21 protein-coding genes and 1 pseudogene are annotated in these 23,203 nt (G+C 68.2%); 9 read left to right on the top strand and 13 right to left on the bottom strand.

Annotation, left to right across the window (positions count from 1 at the left end; genetic code table 11):
* Positions 1-22: 22 nt before the first annotated feature.
* The 3 genes from G3M57_RS08305 to G3M57_RS08295 all read right to left on the bottom strand — a co-directional run bounded on the left by G3M57_RS08305 (position 23) and on the right by G3M57_RS08295 (position 3,607).
* Complete coding sequence (locus G3M57_RS08305; protein ID WP_056752490.1) at positions 23-1,144, bottom strand: pyridoxal phosphate-dependent aminotransferase; 1,122 nt, start codon at positions 1,142-1,144, stop codon at positions 23-25.
* A gap of 1,089 nt (positions 1,145-2,233) precedes the next feature.
* Entirely contained in the window at positions 2,234-2,719 is a 486-nt protein-coding gene (locus tag G3M57_RS08300) for a tetratricopeptide repeat protein (RefSeq protein WP_056752492.1), read from the bottom strand.
* 417 nt (positions 2,720-3,136) lie between these two features.
* Positions 3,137-3,607 carry an Lrp/AsnC family transcriptional regulator gene (locus G3M57_RS08295; RefSeq protein ID WP_056760809.1) on the bottom strand — a complete coding sequence of 157 codons (471 nt, stop codon included), beginning with the start codon at positions 3,605-3,607 and terminating at the stop codon, positions 3,137-3,139.
* Positions 3,608-3,804: 197 nt separating this feature from the next.
* Here G3M57_RS08295 and G3M57_RS08290 point away from each other — a divergent pair, with 197 nt between their 5' ends.
* Positions 3,805-4,107 carry a hypothetical protein gene (locus tag G3M57_RS08290; protein ID WP_082564737.1) on the top strand — a complete coding sequence of 101 codons (303 nt, stop codon included), beginning with the start codon at positions 3,805-3,807 and terminating at the stop codon, positions 4,105-4,107.
* Between the two features lie 130 nt (positions 4,108-4,237).
* On the opposite strand, the gene ftsZ is transcribed toward G3M57_RS08290, so the two are convergent.
* From ftsZ to G3M57_RS08265, 5 genes are all read right to left on the bottom strand, one after another.
* Positions 4,238-5,770 (bottom strand): cell division protein FtsZ, encoded by a 1,533-nt coding sequence (gene ftsZ, locus G3M57_RS08285; RefSeq protein ID WP_056760805.1) that lies wholly within the window; start codon positions 5,768-5,770, stop codon positions 4,238-4,240.
* Positions 5,771-6,258: 488 nt separating this feature from the next.
* A complete protein-coding gene (gene ftsA / locus G3M57_RS08280) occupies positions 6,259-7,584 on the bottom strand; it encodes a cell division protein FtsA (RefSeq protein ID WP_163229943.1) in 1,326 nt (441 codons plus the stop codon).
* Positions 7,585-7,615: 31 nt separating this feature from the next.
* Entirely contained in the window at positions 7,616-8,527 is a 912-nt protein-coding gene (locus tag G3M57_RS08275; RefSeq protein ID WP_056760799.1) for a cell division protein FtsQ/DivIB, read from the bottom strand.
* Positions 8,496-9,461: a D-alanine--D-alanine ligase gene (locus tag G3M57_RS08270; RefSeq protein WP_056760796.1), complete on the bottom strand. Its 966-nt coding sequence runs from the start codon at positions 9,459-9,461 to the stop codon at positions 8,496-8,498. Before G3M57_RS08270 ends, G3M57_RS08275 begins: the two co-directional genes overlap by 32 nt.
* 99 nt (positions 9,462-9,560) lie before the next feature.
* Positions 9,561-10,445 (bottom strand): crotonase/enoyl-CoA hydratase family protein, encoded by an 885-nt coding sequence (locus tag G3M57_RS08265; RefSeq protein ID WP_056760793.1) that lies wholly within the window; start codon positions 10,443-10,445, stop codon positions 9,561-9,563.
* 194 nt (positions 10,446-10,639) lie between these two features.
* Between G3M57_RS08265 and G3M57_RS08260 the strand changes: the two genes are divergently transcribed.
* Both G3M57_RS08260 and G3M57_RS08255 read left to right on the top strand, forming a co-directional pair.
* On the top strand, positions 10,640-11,959 hold the full coding sequence (locus G3M57_RS08260; RefSeq protein ID WP_056760789.1) for an Nramp family divalent metal transporter: 1,320 nt from the start codon (positions 10,640-10,642) through the stop codon (positions 11,957-11,959).
* Positions 11,960-12,014: 55 nt separating this feature from the next.
* Entirely contained in the window at positions 12,015-12,461 is a 447-nt protein-coding gene (locus G3M57_RS08255) for a MaoC family dehydratase (RefSeq protein ID WP_056760786.1), read from the top strand.
* Between the two features lie 88 nt (positions 12,462-12,549).
* On the opposite strand, the pseudogene G3M57_RS08250 reads toward G3M57_RS08255, so the two are convergent.
* The 3 genes and pseudogenes from G3M57_RS08250 to G3M57_RS27420 form a co-directional block, all read right to left on the bottom strand.
* Positions 12,550-12,749 (bottom strand): annotated as a pseudogene (locus G3M57_RS08250) (CsbD family protein).
* A gap of 72 nt (positions 12,750-12,821) precedes the next feature.
* On the bottom strand, positions 12,822-13,676 hold the full coding sequence (locus G3M57_RS08245) for a trypsin-like serine peptidase (RefSeq protein WP_056760780.1): 855 nt from the start codon (positions 13,674-13,676) through the stop codon (positions 12,822-12,824).
* 26 nt (positions 13,677-13,702) lie between these two features.
* Positions 13,703-13,873 (bottom strand): hypothetical protein, encoded by a 171-nt coding sequence (locus tag G3M57_RS27420; protein WP_244322617.1) that lies wholly within the window; start codon positions 13,871-13,873, stop codon positions 13,703-13,705.
* Here G3M57_RS27420 and G3M57_RS08240 point away from each other — a divergent pair.
* The 3 genes from G3M57_RS08240 (at position 13,797) to G3M57_RS08230 (ending at position 17,531) form a co-directional block, all read left to right on the top strand.
* Positions 13,797-15,974, top strand: a complete 2,178-nt coding sequence (locus tag G3M57_RS08240) for a S9 family peptidase (protein WP_425278112.1) — start codon at positions 13,797-13,799, stop codon at positions 15,972-15,974. The genes G3M57_RS27420 and G3M57_RS08240 overlap by 77 nt on opposite strands.
* Positions 15,975-16,111: 137 nt before the next feature.
* Complete coding sequence (locus tag G3M57_RS08235; protein ID WP_163229939.1) at positions 16,112-16,666, top strand: GNAT family N-acetyltransferase; 555 nt, start codon at positions 16,112-16,114, stop codon at positions 16,664-16,666.
* Positions 16,667-16,766: 100 nt separating this feature from the next.
* A complete protein-coding gene (locus G3M57_RS08230; RefSeq protein ID WP_056760772.1) occupies positions 16,767-17,531 on the top strand; it encodes a hypothetical protein in 765 nt (254 codons plus the stop codon).
* Between the two features lie 83 nt (positions 17,532-17,614).
* Here the strand turns inward: G3M57_RS08230 and G3M57_RS08225 are convergent, their stop codons facing one another.
* Positions 17,615-18,043 (bottom strand): Ros/MucR family transcriptional regulator, encoded by a 429-nt coding sequence (locus G3M57_RS08225; protein WP_012285398.1) that lies wholly within the window; start codon positions 18,041-18,043, stop codon positions 17,615-17,617.
* A 91-nt stretch (positions 18,044-18,134) separates the two neighbouring features.
* Positions 18,135-18,404: a hypothetical protein gene (locus tag G3M57_RS08220; protein WP_156402359.1), complete on the bottom strand. Its 270-nt coding sequence runs from the start codon at positions 18,402-18,404 to the stop codon at positions 18,135-18,137.
* 335 nt (positions 18,405-18,739) lie between these two features.
* Between G3M57_RS08220 and G3M57_RS08215 the strand changes: the two genes are divergently transcribed.
* Genes G3M57_RS08215 through G3M57_RS08205 form a run of 3 tightly spaced genes read left to right on the top strand, consistent with a single transcriptional unit; the run spans position 18,740 to position 23,155 of the window.
* A complete protein-coding gene (locus G3M57_RS08215; protein WP_163229937.1) occupies positions 18,740-21,598 on the top strand; it encodes a TonB-dependent receptor in 2,859 nt (952 codons plus the stop codon).
* Positions 21,586-22,170 (top strand): RNA polymerase sigma factor, encoded by a 585-nt coding sequence (locus G3M57_RS08210; RefSeq protein ID WP_056760765.1) that lies wholly within the window; start codon positions 21,586-21,588, stop codon positions 22,168-22,170. The genes G3M57_RS08215 and G3M57_RS08210 overlap by 13 nt, the downstream gene beginning before the upstream one ends.
* Positions 22,160-23,155: a FecR family protein gene (locus G3M57_RS08205; RefSeq protein WP_163229935.1), complete on the top strand. Its 996-nt coding sequence runs from the start codon at positions 22,160-22,162 to the stop codon at positions 23,153-23,155. Before G3M57_RS08210 ends, G3M57_RS08205 begins: the two co-directional genes overlap by 11 nt.
* Positions 23,156-23,203 lie beyond the last annotated feature (48 nt).

Here is a 23,203-nt window from a genome sequence, read left to right as displayed (position 1 = left end):
TGTGGCGACGGCGCGATCTCCGTCACACGGCCAGGGCCGCCGGCAGGGCGGCGATCAGGCGGTCGTTGTCGGCGGGACGGCCGATGGTGATCCGCACCCAGCCGCCGGGCACGGGCGTGGGACGGATGATCAGCCCTTCGCGCAGCAAACGCGCGGCGGTGGCTTCGGCGCCGGCCGGGCTGCGCAGGAAGACGAAGTTGCCGGCGCTGTCGGTGCGTTGGACGCCCAGGGCGTCCAGCGCCGCCTCGACGCGGCCGCGCTCGGCGATGGTCAGGGCCACAGTGCGCTCCAGGTGCTCGACGTCGTCCCAGGCGGCCAGGGCGGCGGCCTGGCTGACGGCGGTGACGTTGAACGGCGGGCGGATGCGGTCCAGGTAGCCGACCAGTTCGGCCGACGAGCAGATTCCGTAGCCCACTCGCAGGCCGGCCAGGCCATAGGCCTTGGAGAAGGTCCGCGCCGCGACCCAGGTTCCGCCCCAGGCTTTCAGCAGGGCCAGGGTGTCGAAGGCCTCGTGGTACTCTCGATAGGCCTCGTCGATGAAGACCACGGTCGAGCGCGGGGTGACGGCCAGGATCTCGGCCAGGTCGACGCCGCTGGTCGCATTGCCGGTCGGGTTGTTGGGCGTGCACAGCACCAGCAGCTTGGGCCCCTTGGCCGCCTCCAGCTTGAACGCCTCGACGTCGAGGTCGAAGCTTTGGAGACGCGGCACGTCGATCAGGCTGGCCTCGGCGCAGCGGCCGAAGATCTCGTAGGCCGGAAAGGTCGGCGAGGACAGCAGGATGCTGTCGCCAGGATGCAGCACCGCGCGGAACAGGTAGTCGATCAGGGCCTCGGAGCCCGGGGTCATGACGATCCGGGCCGGATCCACCGCCAGCCGCGCGCCGATCGCGGCGCGCAGGGTCTCGCAATAGGGGTCGGGATAGATCTCGGGGCTGGCTAGGGCCTCTTGCACCGCCGCCGCGACCTTGGGGCTGGCGCCCAGCAGGTTCTCGTTGCTGGCCAGCTTGGACAGGTCGGCGCGTCCGGCCAGGCGTCCCGCCTCCGCCAGGGTCATGCCGGCCTTGTAGGCGCCCACGCCCTCCAGCGCCGGACGCACCGGCGAGACCAGGGCGGGCGACAGGGACTTTTGATCGACAACCAGCATGCGCCGCGCTCCGGAAAAGGGTACGGCGGCAGGATAGGGCCTTGATCGCGGCGAGTTGTGGCGATGATGACCATGAACCATCTACAGCTGGTCATATTATGCCATTTATTCCCCACAAATCGCCTTCCTGAGACCGGTATCCATCGGTTGGCGTCCCGGACCTGGCGAAACGAAGATCCGGGACCGCCGGAAGGGCCGAGTTCACGCGTCGGTCCCGGATCGGCGCGCTGCGCGCTTGTCCGGGATGACAGCGTAGGGACGCACGAGGGCGCCCTTCCGCCGGTTTGAGCCGGCGGGGTCGGGAGGCGGCGGAGCGCTCCGGGCCATGCCCGGAATAGAGTTTGTAGGAACACCGTTTCGGCCTGGGCCGGAGCGCTCCGCGCGGCCGGTGGACGAGAGCCTTCGGATCGCGGATTTTTAACCCGCTCCGATGGAGGCCCCCGGCGGGCGGAAGGTCGGCAAACCCTCCGGACCGCGCGGGCGATTTCAGCCCGCGCCTGGTGCGTTTCGCCGTCCGGCCTTGAGGGGGAGTTCCCGCCGTCCGGTCCGGCCCGCCCGAAACCCCATCCGAGGCCCCCACGTTCCGCCGACCGACCCGAAGGGCCCTTCGACACCGGCCGACGGACGCTTCCCGCTCGACCGCCCCGCACCGCCCGTCAGGTCGCCAGCTGGACGGCCTCCCCAGCGGTGGGGCAGCTCTGATTATGGGGGCGGTCTGGAGGGTGGGGATAGGTTTGGGTCGAGAAAGTTCAGGCCGTTGAAATCTCTTAACTTAATTCCCTATCCGCCGAGTGGATAGCGCCCCGAACGCCCTTCCCTCCCCTTCATGCGGAGGGTGGCCCTGGCAGCGCCAGGGTCGGGTGGGGCTCGCTGACTCAGCTGTCAAAGCCCCGTCCAACACCCTGCACCGATCCCCCACCCGACCCGCTAAGCGGGCCCCCCCTCCCCGCAGGGGGAGGCAAAGCGGCATTTGCCGCCCTCGCCCCTGACGTCATCCACCAAGGCTTTAAGGCGTGGCCCATCCGACGAGCGGATGAGTTCCAAAAAGCTGACGTTTCGATAGTCCGAGAAGGGTGGTGAGCAGCCGTTTTAGATTAGGCGAGGTTTCAACATCTCGACAAGGGCGAGCGCCTCGTCGCGCTCGTACTCCGTTATGTAGATGGAGCCTTCTGCAATCGCGAGTGCCCGTACAGCTAACTGAATATCTTTCCGAACACCTAAGCCGTCGAGATAACATTTCGCCAAATCAAGCTGGGCGCTCCCATCGCCATTCCTGGCTGCCCTCTGATACCAACGGAACATCTCACGATACCGCCCCACCTCGTGGTAGAGGATCGCTATATTTTGAGCCGCCACCACCGAACCATTTCGACGCCAGGCACGCTGATAGAGTGCCATCGCGAGGTCCTTATCGACCTCAACTCCGACGCCCACGTCGTATAAGTAGGCCAATCGCGTAAGGCATTCAGGCGACCCGAGCGCCGCACCACGTTCGAACGAGCGTAGCGCCAAGCCAAAGTCGCCGGCTTCCTCAGCGGCGTCGCCAATCCGAAACAAAGCGTCGGTATCCACCATGAAGTGCGTTCTGCCATGGCCGCGGCGCTGGGCCAAACGTCCGCTAAGGGGCGGGAACGGAAATCAGACCGCTCTCAGGAGCTGACCTTGTCGGACTAAGTGCGGGGCGTGCTCGCAGGCCATCGACCAAAAGCGAAAACCCACAGAGCCACAAAGTTCACTAGCGGAACAAACACGAGCAGCGCCCACCAGGGGCTATGGCCCACCCTCGCCAGGATCATCGCACTGGGCACGGCGAGCAGCAGCGAAGGAACGATGGACAGGATCGCAGCGATTGTAAGCAGACTGTCGGGAAGTGCTTGCACAAGCGGTTCTCGCTGGAAGTCAGCTCCAAGCTGTACCTTAGAACCGGATTCTGGCAAGCTTGCTCGGCGCTGATGAGTCCGCAACGGGTCGAAGCCTGAAATCGGCTCACCCCTACTCCAGATAATCCAGCGGCAACGCCGTGGCGTCCTTGATCGTCTCCAGCACGAAGGACGAGCGGATGTCCTTGACCGCCGGCATCTTCAGCAGGCGCTTCATGGTGAAGTCGGCATAGGCGTCCAGGTTGGGGGCCACCACGCGCAGCAGGTAGTCGTAGCCGCCGGTCATGGCGTGGCAGCCCACCACCATCGGCTCGCGGCGCACGGCGTCGGCGAAGGCCTCGGCGGCGGTCTCGCTGTGGCGGTCGACCTGGACCTCGACATAGGCCAGCAGGTCCAGCCGCGCCTTGCGGCGGTCCAGCAGCGCCACATAGCCGGCGATCAGGCCCGAGGCCTCCAACTGCTTGACCCGTCGCAGGCAGGGGCTGGGCGACAGCCCGACCCGCTCGGCCAGCTCGACGTTCGTGACCGAGCTGTCCTGCTGGAGGATCTCCAGGATCTTCCGATCGGCGCGGGTGAGCTTCATCGTGACCTGATTTTCGCAAAGACTGGCAGACCCTGCCGATCCTAGCCCGCTTTCCGGCCCCGCGACACCGTCAGGCGGAGCCTTAAGGCCGGGCCGGACGTTGGGACCTGCGAGGCATCCGCCTCCACCCCGCCCGGCGCCGATCGGCGCCGGACCACCGCGAGGACGATCAACGTCCCGCCGCCACGGAGAGACCCATGCGCACCGCCCTGCTGATTTCCGCCGCGATCGCCAGCCTGTCGCTGATGGCCTGCTCGCAGAAGACCGAGGACCACGCCGGCGCCGCCGCCGACCAGGCCGGCGCCGCCACGGCCTCGGCCGCCCAGGACACCGCCGCCAACGCCAACGCCGCGGCCGCCAACACCGCCGCGGCCACGGACAAGGCGGCTGACAGCACGGCGGCCGCCGCCGACAAGGCCGCCCAGAACACCTCCGACGCCGTCGGCGCGGCCGAGCGCAAGACCGACGCCGCCGCCGACGCGGCCGCCAAGACCCACTGACGCGCCTGAACGGGGATGGGGACAGGCGCATGCGCCTGTCCCTACCAGCAGCCAAAACAAAACCCCCGGAGCTTTCGCCCCGGGGGTCTCGTTTACGCTTACAGGTACGCCACTAAACTTGTCGCGACTTTCAGTTGGCCAGCCGGCGCAGGAACGACGGGATCTCCAGATCCTCGCCTTCGTCGGCGGTCGGCTGGTCCAGCGGCTGCAGCTGCGGACGGGCCGAGCCCGTCTGGCGCGGCTGCTGGGCCGGCTGCTGTTCGTAGCGCTGCTGGCGACCGCCGCCGAACAGGCTCATCCAGCCGCCCGACTTCTGCTGCCGGCGATCCTCGTAGGTCTCGCTGTACAGCGGCTCGTCCTCGGCCTCGGCGACCATCGGGTCGACGATGCGGGTGACGCGCGGGGCCGGGGCGGCGATGCGCGGCTCTTCCACCACCGGCTCTTCGAAGCGCAGGTCTTCCTGGGCCTCGACGATCGGCGCGGGTTCCTCATAGGCCGGTTCCGGCGCATAGGCGGTCGGAGCGGCGGCGGGACGTTCGATCGGACGCGGCTCGTAGCGCATGCCCGGACGGCTGGCCTCGGCGGTGACCGGGGCCGGCGCCGGGGCGGCCTGCGGCGCGGCCGGCCGGGTCTCGGCGATCAGCGGCTGGGCCGTGGTGTTGCGCGAGACAGGCTTGGGCTCGATCTGGGCGATGGAGGCGCCGTCCATGCCGGTGGCGACCACCGACACGCGGATCACGCCGTCCAGCGACGGGTCGAAGGCGGCGCCGAAGATGATGTTGGCTTCCGGATCGACCTGATCCGAGATGGCGTTCGCCGCTTCATCGACTTCAAGAAGCGTCATGTCCATGCCGCCGGTCACGTTGACCAGCACGGCCTTGGCGCCCTTCAGCGAGACTTCGTCCAGCAGCGGGTTGGCGATGGCGTTCTGGGCGGCCATCAGGGCGCGGTCTTCGCCGGTGCCCTCGCCGGTGCCCATCATCGCCTTGCCCATCTCGGTCATGACCGTGCGGACGTCGGCGAAGTCGAGGTTGATCAGGCCCGGCAGGACCATCAGGTCGGTGATCGAGCGGACGCCCGAGTGCAGCACCTGATCGGCCATGCCGAAGGCTTCGGCGAAGGTCGTGCGCTCGTTGGCGACGCGGAACAGGTTCTGGTTGGGAATGACGATCAGGGTGTCGACGTAGCGCTGCAGCTCGCCGATGCCGGCGTCGGCCAGGCGCATGCGGTGGCGGCCTTCGAAGTGGAAGGGCTTGGTGACCACGCCGACGGTCAGGATGCCGCGCTCGCGGGCGCACTTGGCGATGATCGGGGCCGCGCCGGTGCCTGTGCCGCCGCCCATGCCGGCGGTGATGAACACCATGTGCGCGCCGTCCAGATGCTCGCCGATCTCGGGGAAGCTCTCCTCGGCGGCGCTCATGCCGACTTCGGGGTGAGCGCCGGCGCCCAGGCCCTGCGTGACCTGCACGCCCAGCTGGATGCGGCGGTCCGTCTTGGCGAACTGGAGTTGCTGCGCGTCGGTGTTGGCCACCACGAACTCAACACCCTCGAGGCCAGCCTCGATCATGTTGTTGACAGCATTGCCACCGGCCCCACCGACGCCGAACACCACGATACGCGGCTTCAGTTCAGTGGTACGCGGCGCGGAAAGAGAAATAGCCATGGGACCCTCGCGTCCTAAACGCCGAATTCGTCAACTACCGAGCGGATCAACCGCCGGGAGTCATCTCGACGATCGGGTTAACAGAACAACCACCAACCTTAATCGGTGGTTAACTGCATAAGCTGAGTCGGCCCGGGGTCGATCCCAAACTGGCCGAAAAAATCCAGTTATCCAAAGGAATCGCCAGGGATTCCTTGGGTTCCCGAGCCTAGCCAAAACCGCCGTGCGGCGGAACGCCGCTGAGCGAAAAACCCTTGGAAAACCCGGTTTCCAAAGCCTCGAAAACTAGGCTGTCAGGTGTTTCCGACACTTAGATCGTAAACGGTCATGCTTAAGACCGTTTAAGACTTGGCCGCTGTTCTTAACGAGCTTGGCCAAGACGAAAAAATCGTCGGGTCACAAAAATTTACAGTCGCACGCCCGCGGTTGCGGCTCAGCCAAGCTGGCGCGAAGTCATGCGACGCGGGGCCATCCCCACGACCGTCCGATCAAAGATTATCGCGCAGCCAGGCGGCGGCCCGGGCGACCGGGCTGGCGTTGGGATCGAGCGGGCGCTTGCGGATCGCCGCGCCGGCCAGGGCCTTGGGCGAGACCACCTCGCGCGGACCGAAGGCCGAGCGGTGCAGCACGCCGGCGGCGGCGCAGAAGGCCGGCCCCGAGGCGGCGTCGGCCAGGTGCGGCACCCGGCGCGGACGGCCCAGGCGCACGGGACGGTCGAAGACCCGCACGGCCACTTCGCGGACGCCGGCCAGCTGGCTGGCCCCGCCGGTCAGCACGATGCCCGCGCCCGGTTCGACCGGCGCGCCCGAGGCCTTCAGGCGCTCGCGCAGCAGCTCCAGCGTCTCCTCGACGCGCGGCTGGATGATGCCCTTCAGCAGCGACCGGGGCGCGATCACCGGGCCCGCGCCCGGATCGTCGCCGCGCGGCGGGGCCTCGATCATCTCGCGGTCCTCGTTGGCCGAGGCGATGGCCGATCCGTGCAGGGTCTTGATGCGCTCGGCGCCGGCGACCGAGGTCTGCAGGCCGCGGGCGATGTCCTGGGTGACGTGTCCGCCGCCGACGGCCAGGCTGTCGACGTGGCACAGGGCGCCGTTGTTGAACACCGCCACCGAGGTCGAGCCGCCGCCCATGTCGATGCAGACCGCGCCCAGGTCCATCTCGTCCTCTTCCAGGGCCGCCAGGGCCGAGGCGAACGGCGCGGCGACCACGCCCTCGAACGACAGATGGGCCCGCTCGACGCAGTGGGCGAGGGTGTGGAAGATGTTCTCGTTGATCGAGACGACCAGCAGCTCCAGACCCAGGGCGCGGCCGAACATGGCGCGCGGGTCGCGGATGCCGCGCTGGCCGTCGACCGACCAGGCGATCGGCAGCAGGTGGATCGGCTTGCGGCCGGGAATGCGGACCTGGGCCAGGGCCGAGGCGATGGCGCGCGACAGGTCGCCGTCGCCGATCGGCCGGGCGCCCAGCGACACCTGGGTGTGGACGCGATGGCTGGCCAGCTGGCCGCCGGCCGTGCAAACGCTGACGCCCTGGACGTTGACGCCGGCCACGGTCTCGGCCCGCTCAACGGCCTGGGCGATGGCCTGGGCCGCTTCGTCGAGGTTGACGATCGCCCCGCCGCGGACGCCGCGCGACTGCACATAGCCGACGCCGGCGGTGGTCAGGGTGCGGTTGTCGCGGTGGATCCCGTCGGCCTTCATGATGAAGCAGGTGACCTTGGACGCGCCAAGATCGACGGCCGCGACCGCCGGCTGACGCACGAGCGTCGCCTTCAAGCCTTCGCGGGCTTGCTTCCGGTCATCCAGTCGCGACATGGTTACAGTCACCTCACACACAAGTTCATGTTCAGGCCCCTCCGGCCACGGGCTGCCCGGGCAGCACCGCGTCGCGAGGCCTTACGGCCACCATCTCCGGGTCGCGCAGGTCGATGCGCGCGAAACCGAGATCGAGGATTCGTTGTCGTTGATCGAGTTGATCCAATTGAATCAGCGCGGACTCTTCGTCAATGGCCGGCAGCTGGATCAGCGAACCATCTTTCAGACGCAGGTCCCAGCGGCGGTCGTCGACGCGCACCAGGGCCTCCAGGCGGTCGCGCAGGCGCGGCCGGGCGTTGACGGCCGGCAGGATGGCGCCGGCGGCCTGGTCGGCGCCCTGCCCCACCACCAGCGGCAGCTGCGGGAAGCGCGCGGCGTCGGCCTCGCGGATGATCCGTCCCTCGCCGTCGATCACCCGCATGGCGCCGGAATGCTGCCAGACGGCCAGGGCCGGGCGCTCTTCGACGGAGATGAACACGGTGTCGGGCAGCAGGCGCACGACCTTGGCGGACTTGACCCAGCCCACGCCCTCCACCCGCGAGCGCAGGTCGGCCAGGTCCAGGCCAAGGATCGGTTGGTCCTGGTACAGGGCCGTGGCGTTGAGGATGTCGGCCTTGGCCATCGGCGAGGCGCCTTCGATGTGCACCGTCTTCAGCTTGAAGCCCAGGTCCGCGAACTCGCCATCGACGCCGCGGGCCATGGCCTGGCCCAGGCGCTCGGCCCGATGGCCGGTGGCCAGGGTGGCGACCAGGGCCACGACCAGGGCGCCGCCGGCCACGCTCAGGGCCAGGCCGGGCGACACGCCCACGCCGCTGCGTGCGGCTTGCAGCTTCCCAGCCGGCGGCGCGGCGTTGCGCGCGGCCGGTCGAGCCTTCGGACTTGCGGGCGCTTCGGCCCGGGGGCGCGTTGGCTTACGCGGTCCCCCCCGCACACTTGCGGGCATAAGCGTCCTCCACGATCCAGAACACTAAACGATCAAACGAGACTCCGGCGTGGTCCGCCTGCTCGGGGACGAGCGAAGTGGGTGTCATGCCAGGTTGCGTATTGACCTCTAGAAGGACCAGAAGGTCGTTAATTCCGTCATAACGGAAGTCCGCCCTGGTCACACCTCGGCAACCAAGACTTGCATGGCCAAGCTTGGCGAAATGCAGGGCGCGGTCCCTTATGGCGTCCGGAATCGGGGCGGGCAGAACGTGGACCGAGCCGCCTTCCGCGTACTTGGCCTGGTAGTCATAGAAACCTGTGGACAGGCGGATCTCGGTGACCGCCAGGGCCCTCGGACCCGTTGCCTGGCCAAGGGTTGCGACGGAAAGCTCCAACCCGGGGATGTAGGGCTCGACCATCACCTCTTCCCCGAAAGTCCAGTCCGGCGCGGCCACTTCGCGTGGCGGTCCGTTGGCGCCCTCGCGCACGATGAACACCCCGACGGACGAGCCCTCGGCGTTGGGTTTGACCACGTAGGGCGGCTGCATCACATGGTCGCGCGCGACATCGTGCCGGTTGAACAGGCGGCCGCCGGGCACGGGGATCCCCGCCGCCGCCAGCACCACCTTGCTACGGGCCTTGTCCATGGCCAGGGCCGAGGCCAGGACGCCGGAGTGGGTGTAGGCCAGGCCCAGGGTCTCCAGCACGCCCTGCACGCAACCGTCCTCGCCCCAGCGGCCGTGCAGGCCGTTGACCACGAGCTCGGGCTTGAGGGCCGTCAGGACCTGGGCGATGTCGGGACCCGGGTCGACGCGGCTGACGCGGGCGCCCAGCCGCTCGAGCGCGCCGGCGTAGGCCGCTCCCGTGGCGAGGCTGACCTCGCGCTCGGCCGACGGGCCGCCGAGCAGGACGGCGATGTGCTGGTTGGCGAGGGGGCGGTCGGCCGAGGTCATGGACCGCAGTCGTAGCGGCGTCAGGTGGAGCGCTCAGGGACAGGGCGAGGAGCTTCCATGCACCTTCTCCGGGTCGGGACCATCCGGAATGCGTCGCGCCTACCGGAACGGATGCTCGCCCCACGCCGGCCAGATGTCGGGAAGGTCGGCCGAGACCCGGTCGGGATAGACCGGCGCGCGCTTTTCCAGGAAGGAACTGACCCCTTCCCGGGCGTCGCCGGCCGCGCCGCGCGACTGGATGGCCCGGCTGTCGGCCTTGTGGGCTTCCATTGGATGGTCGGCGCCGGCCATGCGCCACAAAAGTTGCCGCGACAGCGCCACCGAAACCGGGGCGGTGTTGTCGGCGATCTCCCGGGCCAGGGCGCGGGCGGCGGGCAGCAGCTCGTCAGGCGCGTGCAGCGAGCGGACCAGGCCGCGCTCCTTGGCCTCCTGGGCGCCGAACACCCGGCCGGTGAAGCACCATTCCAGCGCCGTCTGCATCCCGACCAGCCGCGGCAGGAACCAGGACGAGCAGGCCTCGGGCGTGATGCCTCGGCGGGCGAACACGAAGCCGAACTTGGCGTCGGTCGAGGCCAGGCGGATATCCATCGGCAGCTGCATGGTCACCCCCACCCCGACCGCCGGACCGTTGACCGCGGCGATGATCGGCTTGAGGCTTTCATACATCCGCAGCACCACCCGGCCGCCGCCGTCGCGATAAACGTCGCCGACCTTGCCCTCTTCCCGCTCGATGGCCTGGGGGCTGGTGCGATCGAAGGTGGCCCCGCCGGCTGACAGGTCCGCCCCCGCGCAGAAGGCCCGGCCCGCGCCGGTGACGATCACCACACGCACGGCGTCTTCGGCGTCGGTGATGTCGAAGACCTCGATCAGCTCCTTCATCATCCGGGCGGTGAAGGCGTTCAGCTTGTCCGGACGATTCAGGGTGACGGTCGCGATCCCGTCCTCGACGGCGTAGATCAGGGTCTCGAAGCTGGGCGCGGCCATGGTGTTCCTCCGGATTTCGCGCAGTCAAACATGCGTATGAATGATGAGCAACTCCCGCCCGTACGTTCTCCAATCGTGGGGCCGCGTGACCTGTCTTCAAGGACGGCGTAGACCCGACGCGCCATGGCGGCGGCGATGCGGATCCTCACCTTTCCCTTCTATACCCCGCGCGAATCCACGCTAACGCTCGGGCCATGTTCGCCCTGCCCAAGACCGCCACCGCGCCCTTCTGTCCCGCCGAGGTGCGCGGCGCAGTGGCCGTACCCGACGGCCTGTCGCCCTGGAAGCGGGCCCTGCGCTTCGCCGGCCCCGGCCTGCTGGTCAGCGTCGGCTACATGGACCCCGGCAACTGGGCGACCGACATCGAGGCGGGCTCGCGCTACGGGACCGCCCTGCTGTTCGTGGTGGTGCTGTCGAGCCTGGCGGCCATCGTCCTGCAGACGTTGAGCCTGCGCCTGGGCCTGGTCACCGGCCGCGACCTGGCCCAGATGTCGCGCGAGCGCTACGGCCCGCGCACGGTCAAGGTCCAGTGGCTGCTGGCCGAAGTCGCCATCATCGCCTGCGACATCGCCGAGGTGCTGGGCAGCGCCCTGGCCTTCAAGCTGCTCCTGGGCGTTCCCTTGTGGGCTGGAGTCCTGCTGACCGCGCTGGACACGGTCATCGTGCTGGGCCTGAAGGGCAAGGGCTTCCGGCAGCTGGAGGCGATCATCCTGGGCCTGGTCGGCACGATCGGCATCTGCTTCCTGGTCCAGTTGATCCTGGTCAGGCCCGACGCCGGCGAGGTGGCGCGCGGCCTGGTCCCGTCGCTGGAGGCCCTGAAGCAGGGCAACGCCCTGTACCTGGCCATCGGCATCGTCGGGGCGACGATCATGCCGCATAACCTTTATCTGCACTCGTCGATCGTCCAGACGCGGGTGGTCCCCGTCGACGAGCCCGGCAAGCGCGCGGCCCTGCGGCTGGCGACGCTGGACACCGTGGCCTCGCTGGCCGTGGCCCTGTTCATCAACGCCGCCATCCTGATCCTGGCGGCCTCGGCCTTTCACCGGACGGGCAATACCGAAGTCGCCGGCATCGAGGAGGCCCACCGCCTGCTGGCGCCTCTGACCGGCGCGGCCGTGGCCGGCTTGCTGTTCGGGATCGCCCTGTTCGCCTCGGGCCAGAGCTCGACCTTCACCGGCACCATCGCCGGCCAGGTGATCCTGGAAGGCTTCCTGAACCTGTCCATCCCCTGCTGGCAGCGGCGGTTGATCACCCGGGGCCTGGCCATCGTCCCGGCCCTGGTCGGCGTGCTGACGATGGGCGAGCATTCCGTCGGCAAGCTGCTGGTCCTGACCCAGGTGGTGCTGAGCGCCCAGCTGCCGTTCGCGATCTTTCCGCTGCTGCGCTTCACCGACGACAGGGCGCTGATGGGGGTGTTCGCCAACGGCCCGGTCACCAAGGCGGTAGCCTGGAGCCTGTTCGGGGTGATCTCGTCGGCCAACGCCTGGCTGGTGGTCCAGACCTTCGCGGCTTGACCGCGGGCGCGGCGGCTGGTCTCTATCCAAACAAATGTTTGGGAGCGGGAACGCCATGAAGGAAGTCGCCTACACCGACGTCGCCAGCCTGGTCGGCCAGGAGATCGGGGTCTCCGACTGGGTCGAGATCAGCCAGGAGCGGGTCAACCAGTTCGCCGAGGCCACCGGCGACCACCAGTGGATCCATGTCGACGTCGAGCGCGCCACCCGCGAGATCGGCGGGCCGATCGCCCATGGCTTCCTGACCCTGTCGCTGATCCCGATGCTGGGCGAAGGCATTCTGCGCGTCACCGGCGTGACGCGCGGCATCAACTACGGCTGCGACAAGGTGCGGTTCACCGGCATGGTCCGGGTCGGCAAGAGGGTGCGCATGCGCCAGAAGCTGCTCGGCGTCGAGCCCAAGGCGGGCGGTCTGCAGATGAAGAACGAGTGCACCATCGAGATCGAGGGCGAGGAACGCCCCGCCTGCGTGGCCGAGACGATCTCGATCCTCTACGGGTAACTGGATCGGGGACAGGCGCATGCGCCTGTCCCCGCCCGTTGGAGCAAAGAAAACGGCCGCGGGATCGCTCCCGCGGCCGTTTGCTCGTCTAGCGTTCGACCAAGCCTAGTGCTTGATCGCGTCGCCGATCTTGTCCTGGGCCTGACCGACCTTGTTCTGGACGTCGCCCTTGGCCTTCTGGGCCTTGCCTTCGGCTTCCAGGCGCTCGTTGTCGGTGGCCTTGCCGGCGGCTTCCTTGACGGCGCCGACGCCCTTGTCGACAGCGCCTTCGACTCGATTGGTGCTCATGGCTCGCTCCTGCTGGATTTGAACTCCCCTTACAAACGGGAGGCCCGGAGCGAGGTTCCTGTGTCGGCTATCCTACCGTGAGACGGCGATGGCGGTGACTGACACCGCCGCGGCGGCCTGGGTCGCGGCCTGGGTCGAGGGCACGACCGGCTTGGCGGGGCTGGCCTGGATCAGCGGCGGCCCCGCCAGCTTGTCCAGCATGGCCACCGTCTCGCGGATATATTTGGCGTGGGTGACGATGCCGATCTCCAGGCGCTCGCCCGACAGCTCGACCTGCTGGGTCAGCATGCCGGCCACGAACTGCACCTCCTGGCTCTCGGTCGAGCCGGGCCGGCGACGCGCGCCCTGGGCCATGAACACCGGCCCGCCGGAATTGCCGGGGAACACCGAGAAGTCCATCAGGAAGGTGGGGAACACGCTGGCCGGGGCCAGCGGGTAGGAAGCGACCCGCCCGGACCGCAGGATCGGGAAGCCGGCCGGATTGGCCGACAGGCCGCGCGGGAAGCCCAGGGCCATCATCTCGTCGCCCGGACCCAGGCTGTACTTGTTGAAGGTGTCATCCTGGGCCAGCCAGGCCAGGGGGATCGCCGCCTTGGCGAATTCCGGCGGGGCCTCGACCTCGATGGCGGCGACGTCGCGGGTGGGGTGCTTGACCCACAGCGGATGGTCGCCGTCGCGGATCTTCAGGGTGTGGGGATCATAGCGCCAGACGCCATCGGCGCTCTGGATGCGGTAGCCGATCTTGGCTGAGGCCGAGGGCATCTTGTCGAAGACGTGGGCGGCGGTGACCAGGATGGTGCGCGGCCGGCCGTCGGGCGTGGGATTTTCGATCAGGAAGCCGGTGCCGACGGTTCGCGATCCGTCGCCGAGCGGCTGCTCGAGCTGCACGGTAGCCTGGATCAGATCGACCGACAGGTCCCAAGCCATCTAAGCCCTCAAGCCCCCGATTCACCCTACGCGAGGGCCAGTTTGACCAGCGTCGTCAGGGCGCACAAGTTGGCGTTCTGACGCATCACGGGGGAAAATCTGACCATGAACCGGCGCAAAATGATGACGAGCGCGGCCGCGGTCATTACGTCGGTGTCGGCCTTCAAGCCCAAGGCCGCCGTTTCCGAGACCCGCATGACCCAGTCGCCCCCCGTCCCGCCCGTCGCCCGCAAGATCCCCAAGCGCACCGAACAGCTGGGTCGGGTCCGCGTCGACGACTACGCCTGGATGAAGGACGACAACTGGCAGAAGGTCCTGCGCGATCCGAGCCTTATCAAGCCGGAGGTCAAGGAACACCTGAGCGCCGAGAACGCCTATGTGAAGGCCATGCTGGCTTCGACCGAGGCGCTGCAGGCGGCGATGTTCGAGGAGATGAAGGGTCGCATCAAGGAGGACGACGCCAGCGTCCCCGCCCCCGATGGTCCGTGGGAATACTATTCGCGCTTCAACATCGGCGGCCAGCACCCGATCTTCTGCCGCCGGCCTCGCGGCAAGACCGACGGCGAGGAGATCCTGCTGGACTGCGACGCCCTGGCCAAGGGCAAGGCTTACAGCCAGGTCAGCGCCGCCGACCACAGCCCCGACCACCAGCTGTTCGCCTATGCCGAGGACGCGCAGGGCTCGGAGGTCCACCACATCTATGTGAAGGACCTGGCGACCGGCGAGGTCCTGAAGGAGCCCGTCGAGAGCAGCACCGGCGACTTCGCCTGGTCGCCCGACTCACAGTGGCTTTTCTGGACCCACCGAGACGACAACGGTCGGTCCGACAAGATCTACCGCCGCCCCGCGCGCGGCGGGCTGAAGGACGACCTTCTGGTCTATGACGAGCCCGACGACGGCTTCTTCGTCAGCGTGGGCGCGACGGGGTCGGACGCCTTCATCGTCATCAGCGCCGGCGACCACGAAACCTCCGAGACCTTGCTGATCCCGGCCTCGGACCCCACCGCCGAACCGAAGGTGGTCGAGCCGCGCACCGTGGGCCTGCGCTACTCCGTCGAGCACTGGGACGGCCGGTTCGTCATCCTGACCAACGCCGACGACGCCATCGACTTCAAGCTGGTCGAGGCCCCGGTCGCCACGCCGGGCCGGGCGCACTGGAAGGACTTCGTCCCGCACAAGCCCGGCCATTTCATCACGGGCCTGGCCGCCTACAAGGACCACCTGGTCCGGATCGAGCGGGTCAACGCCAACACCCGGATCGTCGTCACTGACCGGACCAGCCGGGCCGAAAAGCCGATCACGATCGACGAAGAGGCCTATGTCCTGAGTCTGGAGGGCGGCTACGAGTTCGACACCCCGGTGATGCGCTATGTCTATCAGTCGCCGACCACGCCTCGGCAGTGGTTCGACTACGACATGGCCACGGGCCAGAAGACCCTGCGCAAGACCCAGGAGATTCCCTCCGGCCATGATCCGGCCGCCTATGTCACGCGGCGGCTCTACGCCAAGGCCCCCGACGGCGCCGAGGTCCCGATCACCGTGCTGATGAAGAAGGGCGTGGCCCTGGACGGCGCTGCGCCGCTGCTGCTGTACGGCTATGGCAGCTACGGCATGTCGATGGACCCGTCGTTCTCGATCCGCAACCTCAGCCTGGTCGACCGCGGCTGGATCTGGGCCACGGCCCACGTCCGCGGCGGTTCGGAAAAGGGCTACGGCTGGTTCCTGGAGGGCCGGAAGTTCAAGAAGACGAACACCTTCACCGACTTCATCGCCTGCGCCGAGCACCTGCACGCGGCCGGCTACGGGGCCAAGGGCCGGACGGTGGCCTATGGCGGCTCGGCCGGCGGCATGCTGATGGGGGCGATCACCAACCTGCGCCCCGACCTGTGGGCCGGGATCATCGGGGCGGTGCCGTTCGTCGACGTGCTCAACACCATGAGCGACACCTCCCTGCCCCTGACCCCGCCGGAATGGCCCGAATGGGGCAATCCGCTGGAGGACCCGGAAGCCTACGACTACATCGCCAGCTATTCCCCGTACGACAACGTGACGGCCAGGGCCTATCCGGCCGTGCTGGCCACCGGCGGCCTGTCGGACCCGCGGGTGACCTATTGGGAGCCGGAGAAGTGGACGGCCCGGTTGCGCGAACATACGACCAGCGGCGCCCCGATCCTGCTCAAGATCAACATGGAGGCCGGCCACGGCGGCGCTTCGGGCCGGTTCGACTTCCTCAAGGAGATCGCCCTGGACTACGCCTTCGCCGTGTGGGCGGTCGACAAGGGATGGACCAAGGCGTGACGAGCGAGGCTTCGAAGAACAAGATCCTCCCCCTGTGGGGGAGGCGGCGCGAAGCGCCGGTGGGGGAATACGTCGGGCGTTCGATCACTCCCTCCTCCGTCGCTCCGCGACACCTCCCCCAAAGGGGGAGGATCTAGATGGCCGCGATCACCATCCGCCCCTCCACCGACGCCGACGTCTCCGCCATCACCGCCATCTACGGCTGGAACGTGCTCAACGGCCTGGGCACCTTCGAAGAGGTTCCGCCGGACGCGGCCGAGATGGGGCGACGCCGCGCGGCCTTCCTGGCCAAGGGCCTGCCCTATCTGGTCGCTGAACGGGACGGCGTGGTCGTCGGCTACGCCTATGCCGGGCCGTTCCGCCTGCGCGCCGCCTATCGCTACACGGTCGAGGACAGCGTCTATGTCGGCCCGGACGCCGTGGGCAAGGGCGTCGGCAAGGCGCTGCTGTCGGCCCTGATCGACGCCTGCGAGGCCCTGGGCCTGCGCCAGATCTGCGCGGTGATCGGCGACAGCGGCAACGCCGCCTCGATCGGCCTGCACGCCGCCCTCGGCTTCGAACGCAAGGGCGTGTTCCCCGCCATGGGTTACAAGTTCGGCCGTTGGGTCGACCTGGTCTGGATGCAGCGCCCGCTGAACGGCGGCGGTTCGCGCGATCCCGACGCGCCGGGCCTGGAGCTCAGCGGCGTCTGAGCCGGCCGCGGGTCCGTCGGCGCCCCAACGGATTGGCTGGGGCCTTGACCGTGAATCAACTCAGGGTTCTCCTAGGGGCGACGTACCGGAGAACTCGGCGATGATCGGCGGTCTTTTGGCGGCGAGCCTGTTGGCGACGAGTTCCGGCCAGGTTCTGGACGCGGCCGCTCTGCGCGACGCCATGGAGACTGCGCGGGAAACGCCCACGGCGGAATCGCTGGCCGGCCGCCGCTTCCAGATCGCTATCCCCTTCGTCGACGAGCGCAAGCGCACCATGAAGGTGCTGCAGAGCCCCGCTCGCTGGCGCTACGATTATTCGCGCGGCGAACTGACCGTGATGATCGGCCTGGGGCAGATCAGCGCCGAGAACTACAGCGGCTTCGAGCAACAGGGGCTGCCGAACCTGCCCCGTCTCCAGACGGCTTTCTTCGACGGAAGCGAGCTGCGCAGCCCGACGACCGTCGAAACCTCGAAAGGCACGGTCAAGCGCCAGGAGGTGGGCGTTCAGAGCACCATCACCAACTACGGCCTGGCCATTCCCTATGCCGACGGCGAAACGGCGCTGCCGCCGCGCTTCCAACCTTTCATGGCGTACAAGGTCAGGATGAACCAGCAGGCCTATCACCGGCTCGTGCGCGGCATGAAGCTGGTTCTGAACGGCCAGCTGACCACCCTGGGCCAGCGGCCCGAGGTGTTCTGCGGCGAATATGATGGACGCCTGGCCGCGCCCGACACCCACATCGACGATACCGTCTACACGCTGGTCAAGGCGCGCCAGTGTTTCGCCACGGCTCGGGTCGACGCCATCTCGGTGGTGGGCGGCGGCGACGTCGTGCTGGCGGCCTGGGGACCGGGCGCCCGTTAAGCCGCGGCTCCTGGCGCGACAAGCAAAAACCCCCGCCGTCGCCGGCGGGGGTCTTGCTCGATATCGGCCTTGTGGAGGACCGATCAGCCCTTGCGGCCGCGCGGGGCCTTGGCCTTGCGGCCGCCTTGGCCGAGACCCAGGGCCTTGGCCATGGCCGAGCGGGCTTCGCTATAGGCCGGGGCGGTGGTGGGATAGTCGTTCGGCAGGCCCCACTTGGCCTTGTATTCGGCGACGGTCATGCCATGCGTCGTAAGGTGACGCTTCAGAGTCTTGTACGGCTTGCCGTCTTCGAAGCTGATCAGGGCGTCCGGCGTAATGCTGCGACGGATTTGAGCCGGCGTAGCCTTCGTAACGGTCTCGACCGGAGCCGCTTCCGGAGAGCCAATACCGGCCAGAGCGTCGTGAGTCGCCCGGATCAGGGCCGGCAGATCGGAGACCGACGTGCTGTTATTGGCCACGTAATTGGCGACGATCTCGGCGGTGAGCTCGATCAGGGTAGCTTTGTCTTCCACGAGTGTCTCTCCGGTGGTTCTTTGACTTGGAAATACACCCGCCCTGTCGAAATACAAGTACTCCATGTGGATAATCGTGCTTGCCGAGCCCTTAAGGCAACGAATCTTGAGAACAGAAACGAGCAATCCGCCGCGTTTCTAAACCATGAAGCGCGACCGAAGGCTGGTTTTTCCATCCCGAACAAGCGCTGTCAGGCCGACGTTGCTGCGACAAAAGTTTCAGCGTCGCAATGATTCGACCCGCAGCAGATGAGGCGAAGATCAGCGGCTTTTTGAAGCCGAAGCTTGTCGAAGCTGCGCCTTGTGCTTGAAAACACAAAGACTTGAGAGCGTTCGGCGGTTTTGAGAGGCGGCGGATCATGACAGACGCGGCCTTGGCCTCTCAAGCCGAGGCCGACCTCAGCGAGCCGGAAGAACTTCAAACCAGAGCATGCGCGTCTCGCGCGACGGACAATCGCCCCAAGGGAGAATCCCCGGCTTGGGACGCCTGGACCAATTCCTGTGGAAAACTGCGACGGAGCGTCGGTTTGCCAGGCGTCTCGCCGGGCCTGCCGGGCGCAGATCGATCCAGGACGGGGAAACGACGGCGCTTGGTCCTCTCCGCAGAGGGCGCGCTGTCGTCAAGTCGTCACTTAAGCCAACTACTCACGCCAGGATCGGTTCGCGTCGGCGAAACTGGAAATCCTCGCGCGCAGCATGCCACGCAAAATCGATTGTCGGACCGTGCTGTTCACGATCACGGCGACCGCTGCGGCGACGCTGGCGTCGCCGGCCCATGCGCAGACTCGACGTGATCTCGGTCCAGCCCTGACCCAACTTGCGATCGAACGGGACGTGCAGATCATCTTCCAGACTCGCCTGGTCGAAGGCCGTATGGCCGGCCGGGTCCGGCGCGGAGCTGGCCTCGACGAAACCCTTGCGGCGCTGGTCGGCGGCCAAGGCCTGGTCGTGCGCAAGCTGGGACCCGCCCTCTATTCGCTGGAGACGGTCCCGGCGCGAACCGCCCTTCCCTCATCCGGCCCGGGAGACGACGAAGTCGCGCCGCTGGAGGCGGTCGTCGTCACCGCTTCTTACGCCGCCAGTCTTGGCCGCGCCCTCGCGCTCAAGCGTCGCGCGGCCTACGGGCTGGACGCCGTCAGCGCCGAGGACATCGCCCGCCTCCCCGCCGTCAACGCGGCCGAGGCCTTGCAACTGGCGCCCGGGGTCAGCCTGGAGCGTCATCGTGGGATCGGGCTCTATGTCAGCGTCCGGGGCCTGGGCCCGCAGTTTCAGAACGTGCTGCTGAACGGCCGGTCCGTGGCGATGAACGATCTGGTCGAAAATGGTGGATTTCGCGGCCGACAGTTTCGCTTCGAGATGCTGCCGGCCGACGCCATCGAGACCATCGAGGTGGCCAAGACCACCACCGCGGACATGGACGAGGGCCCGCTGGGCGGCAATATCGACGTGCGCACGTTCAAGCCGCTCGAGCAGTCGCGCCGCGCGGCGGTTTCGGTCCGCGGCTCGGTGGGCCAGAGCGGCAAGGTCGACCCCGCCGCCTCGGGCGTCTGGAGCTGGACCAACGAAAGCGGCAGTCTCGGCCTGCTGGCCACGGGCGTGGCCGACCGCCGTCATATCCGCAATGACCGCCTCTACCAGACAGGCTGGAACCTCGACCGCTTCCCGGCGGTGCTGGGGCCGGGACTCTATACGCCCACGCGCACCCGGCCGACCATCGAGCTGGAGGACCGCCGCCTGGCGTCGGGTGATTTCGCGCTGCAATGGCGACCGTCCGCCGCCTGGCGGACCGACCTGGACCTGCTGCTGACCCGGCTGGACGCGCGTTATGACGAGTTCGGCCTCGACATCTACCCCGACGATTCCACCCTTTCGGCGCCCCGGTTCGTCCCGGGAACCCAGGTGGTGGTCGGCCACATGGTGCAGGCCGGGACCATCGACAATGTCCGATGGATGGCCTCGCGCGAGACCAGCCTGAACCGGCACGACCTGGTCGCCCTGGGCGCCCACCAGCACTGGAGCCAGGGCTCCTGGTCCCTGGAGGCCGACTACGCCTATTCCCGGGCGCGCAGCTATCATCCCGACGGTCGAGGCACGGTGCGCGCCCGGGCGGCGTTTTTCGCGCCGCTGAGCTTCGACTTCGGTCGCGGCCGAGAGGCGGGTCCGACCTTGACCACGCCGGTGGACTACGCCGATCCCAATCGCTTTGTCGGTCAGGCCTTCGACTACACCTGGAAGGACTCGCGCGACACCGACGAGGCGCTGAAACTCGACGCCTCGCGGGTCTTCGACGCCCCCTTGGTCAAGCTCAGCGCGGGGGTCGAGCAACGCCGCCGGGTGCGCGACTATCGCCGCCGCGACTGGATCCTGGACACCGTGGTCGGCGCGCCCCTGACCGCCCTGGGAGACCGGTTCCATGCCCTGACCCCGGTCTCGGACTTCCTGGCCGGGACCACCGGCGATCTCCCGCGCCATTGGGTGGCGCCCGACGCGCGCGCCTTCTACGAGCGGCTCTTCACGGCCGAGATCGCCGCGCGGCCGCCCTCGATATCGGACCTGCGCAACTCCTTCGTGGTCGAGGAGAAGATCCGCTCGGCCTACGTGCGCGCCGATTTCTCGGGCCTGTGGTTCGGGCGCGCCGTCGATGGCGACCTGGGCGTGCGCTACGCCCGGACCGACCAGGTGTCCCAGGGCGTACTGTCCAGCGGGGCCGACCCGATCCCCGCCCAATGGCGCAAGACCTATGGTGACTGGCTGCCCAGCGCCAACCTGCGCGTGACGCTCCGCCCCGACCTGCTGCTGCGCCTGGGTGCGTCGCGGGTGGTCAACCGGCCCAATGTCGTCGACAACGCCCCGCGCATCACCCTGGCCCGCGACACGCCCACGGCCAACGGCGGCAATCCCGACCTGGACCCGTTCCTGGCCACCCAGCTGGACGTTTCGCTGGAGTGGTATCTGACGTCCGGCGGGGCCCTGACCGGCGCGGTCTTCGACCGTCGGCTGGACAACTACATCACCGCCCAGAACACCTTCATCCAGGTTCCCGGGCGCGGCGAGGTGCTGCTGTCGACCAACGTCAATGGCGGCGACGCGCGGATTCAGGGGGTCGAGGCCGCCTACAGCCAGACGTTCAGGTCCCTGCCCGCCCCGCTCGACGGCCTGGGCGTGCAGGGTTCGCTGACTCTGGTGCGCAGCCAGGCCAGCTATTTCGCCGGCGACCGGGTCATCCGCAACGCCTTGCTGGGCCTGTCGCGCACCAACTACAGCCTGCTGGTTTTCTATGAGCGCGGCCGCGCATCCGTGCGACTGGGCTACGTTTGGCGCGGCCCCTACCTGACGACGATCGGCAGCTCGATCACCGCGCCCTCCCATACCGAAGCCTTCGGGTCGCTGGACGGCGCGGCGTCATGGCGGATCGATCGCCGGATGACGCTGAGCCTGGAGGGGGTCAACCTGACGGACGCGCGCAAGTACATCTACGGCGAGACTCGAGACCAGCCGATGGAGACCCACCACTGGGGCCGATACCTGTCCGCGAGGCTCAGATGGGCGTTCTGACCTTCCCCACGCCAACAGCCGAAGGCGCCTTGAAGGGCGCCTCGCCGGACCCAGTTCCCTCGCCGCTGGGCGCGCCCGGCTTCGACGCACTTGTCTCGCGCTATCGCCGCCCGCTGCTGAGCTTCTTCCAACGCCGCGCCGTCGGCGTCGAGGACGCCGAGGACCTGACCCAGGAGGTTTTCATGCGCTTGTCGCGGCGGTTCTCCCGCCTGCACTGGGGCAATCCGGACGGCCTGATCTTCACGGTCGCCGCCAACGCCCTGGTCGACCACGAGCGCCACGAGCGGTCGCGGCGTCGGGGTCATCACGTCGAGGTCGATCCTGCCCTTCCCGCCGAGGAACCCTCGGCCGAGGCGGCGGTCAGCGGGCGCGAACGCCTGCGGACCCTGGTCGCGGCCCTCGATACGCTCCACCCCAACGTCAAGGCCGTGTTCGTCCTCTGCCGTTTCGAGAACCTCAGCCAGGCCGAGGCCGCCGCCCGACTGGGGCTGTCGGTGAGCGCGGTGGAAAAGCACATGATGACGGCCATGGCGCGGCTGCGCCAAGCGCTCGGATCCCAGCATGACGCCTGACGACAAGGCCAATCCGGCGCCCGGCCCCGATCCGCGCCAACTGCTCGCCGCCAGCCTGTCGCGCGCCCTGACGGAGGCTGAGCAGTTCAGTCTCGACGCCTGGGCGGCCAGCTCGGTCGCCGCGCGCGAGGAAGTCGCCCAGACCCGTGAGATCTGGCTGGCCGCCGGACTGGCCGCCGACGATCCGGTGGTCCGCCAGTTGCGACGCTCGGCGCGCCTGGCCGCTCGCCTCGACCGACCCGAGCGGCGGTCCGACGCGATGGGCTCCCGCCGGTGGCTGGTCGGCGGACTTGGCGTGGCCGCGGCTGGTCTTGTCGCCGGGGTCTTGCTGCTGGACGCCGCCCGAACCGAAACCTTTGTCGCACCCGACCATGCGACGGTCCATCTGGCCCTGGCCGACGGCAGCCATGTCACGTTGAGCCCGGGCGGCGTGCTGACGGCCAGGCTTTCGCGCCGCGAGCGGGCGCTGACCCTGGTCGATGGCGACGCCTTCTTCGAGGTCAGTCACGACGCTCGCCGTCCGTTCACGGTGGCCGCGTCCGGCCGGACGCTGACGGTGCTGGGCACGCGCTTCAACGTCGCGGGGGGACGGCGATTGATCGTATCGCTGGTGCAGGGATCGCTGCGTGTCAGCGCGCCCGGCGCGCCCGGCGTGTTGCTCGCGCCCGGCGAACGCTATGTGGCGACCCAGGGCGGAGGTCGCGTGGAACGGGCCGATGTCGCCAACGACGTCGCGTGGAAGGACGGCCGGCTGGTGTTCGCCGACACCAGCCTGGTCGAGGCGGCCGAGCGCCTGTCGCGCGCGGCGGGCCGGCGCTTCATCATCGGCGATCCCGCGCTGGGCTCTCTGCGGCTTTCCGGATCGATGAAGGTCGGCCGGATCGACGAGGTGCGGTCGGTTCTGGAGGCCAGCCTGCCGGTGACCACCCATCTGGCGGCCAACGGCGACCTGACCCTCACCGCCGTGAACGGAACTCGTCCTTGAGCGGATAAAAGTCAGGTCTTTTCAACAGGCTGTCGCAAATATTTCACC

Origin of the sequence: Caulobacter rhizosphaerae (genome assembly GCF_010977555.1) — a bacterium.
Lineage (GTDB): Bacteria > Pseudomonadota > Alphaproteobacteria > Caulobacterales > Caulobacteraceae > Caulobacter > Caulobacter rhizosphaerae.
The sequence above is the reverse complement of the archived record's forward strand: the minus strand, read 5'-3'. Positions and strand labels throughout refer to the sequence as shown.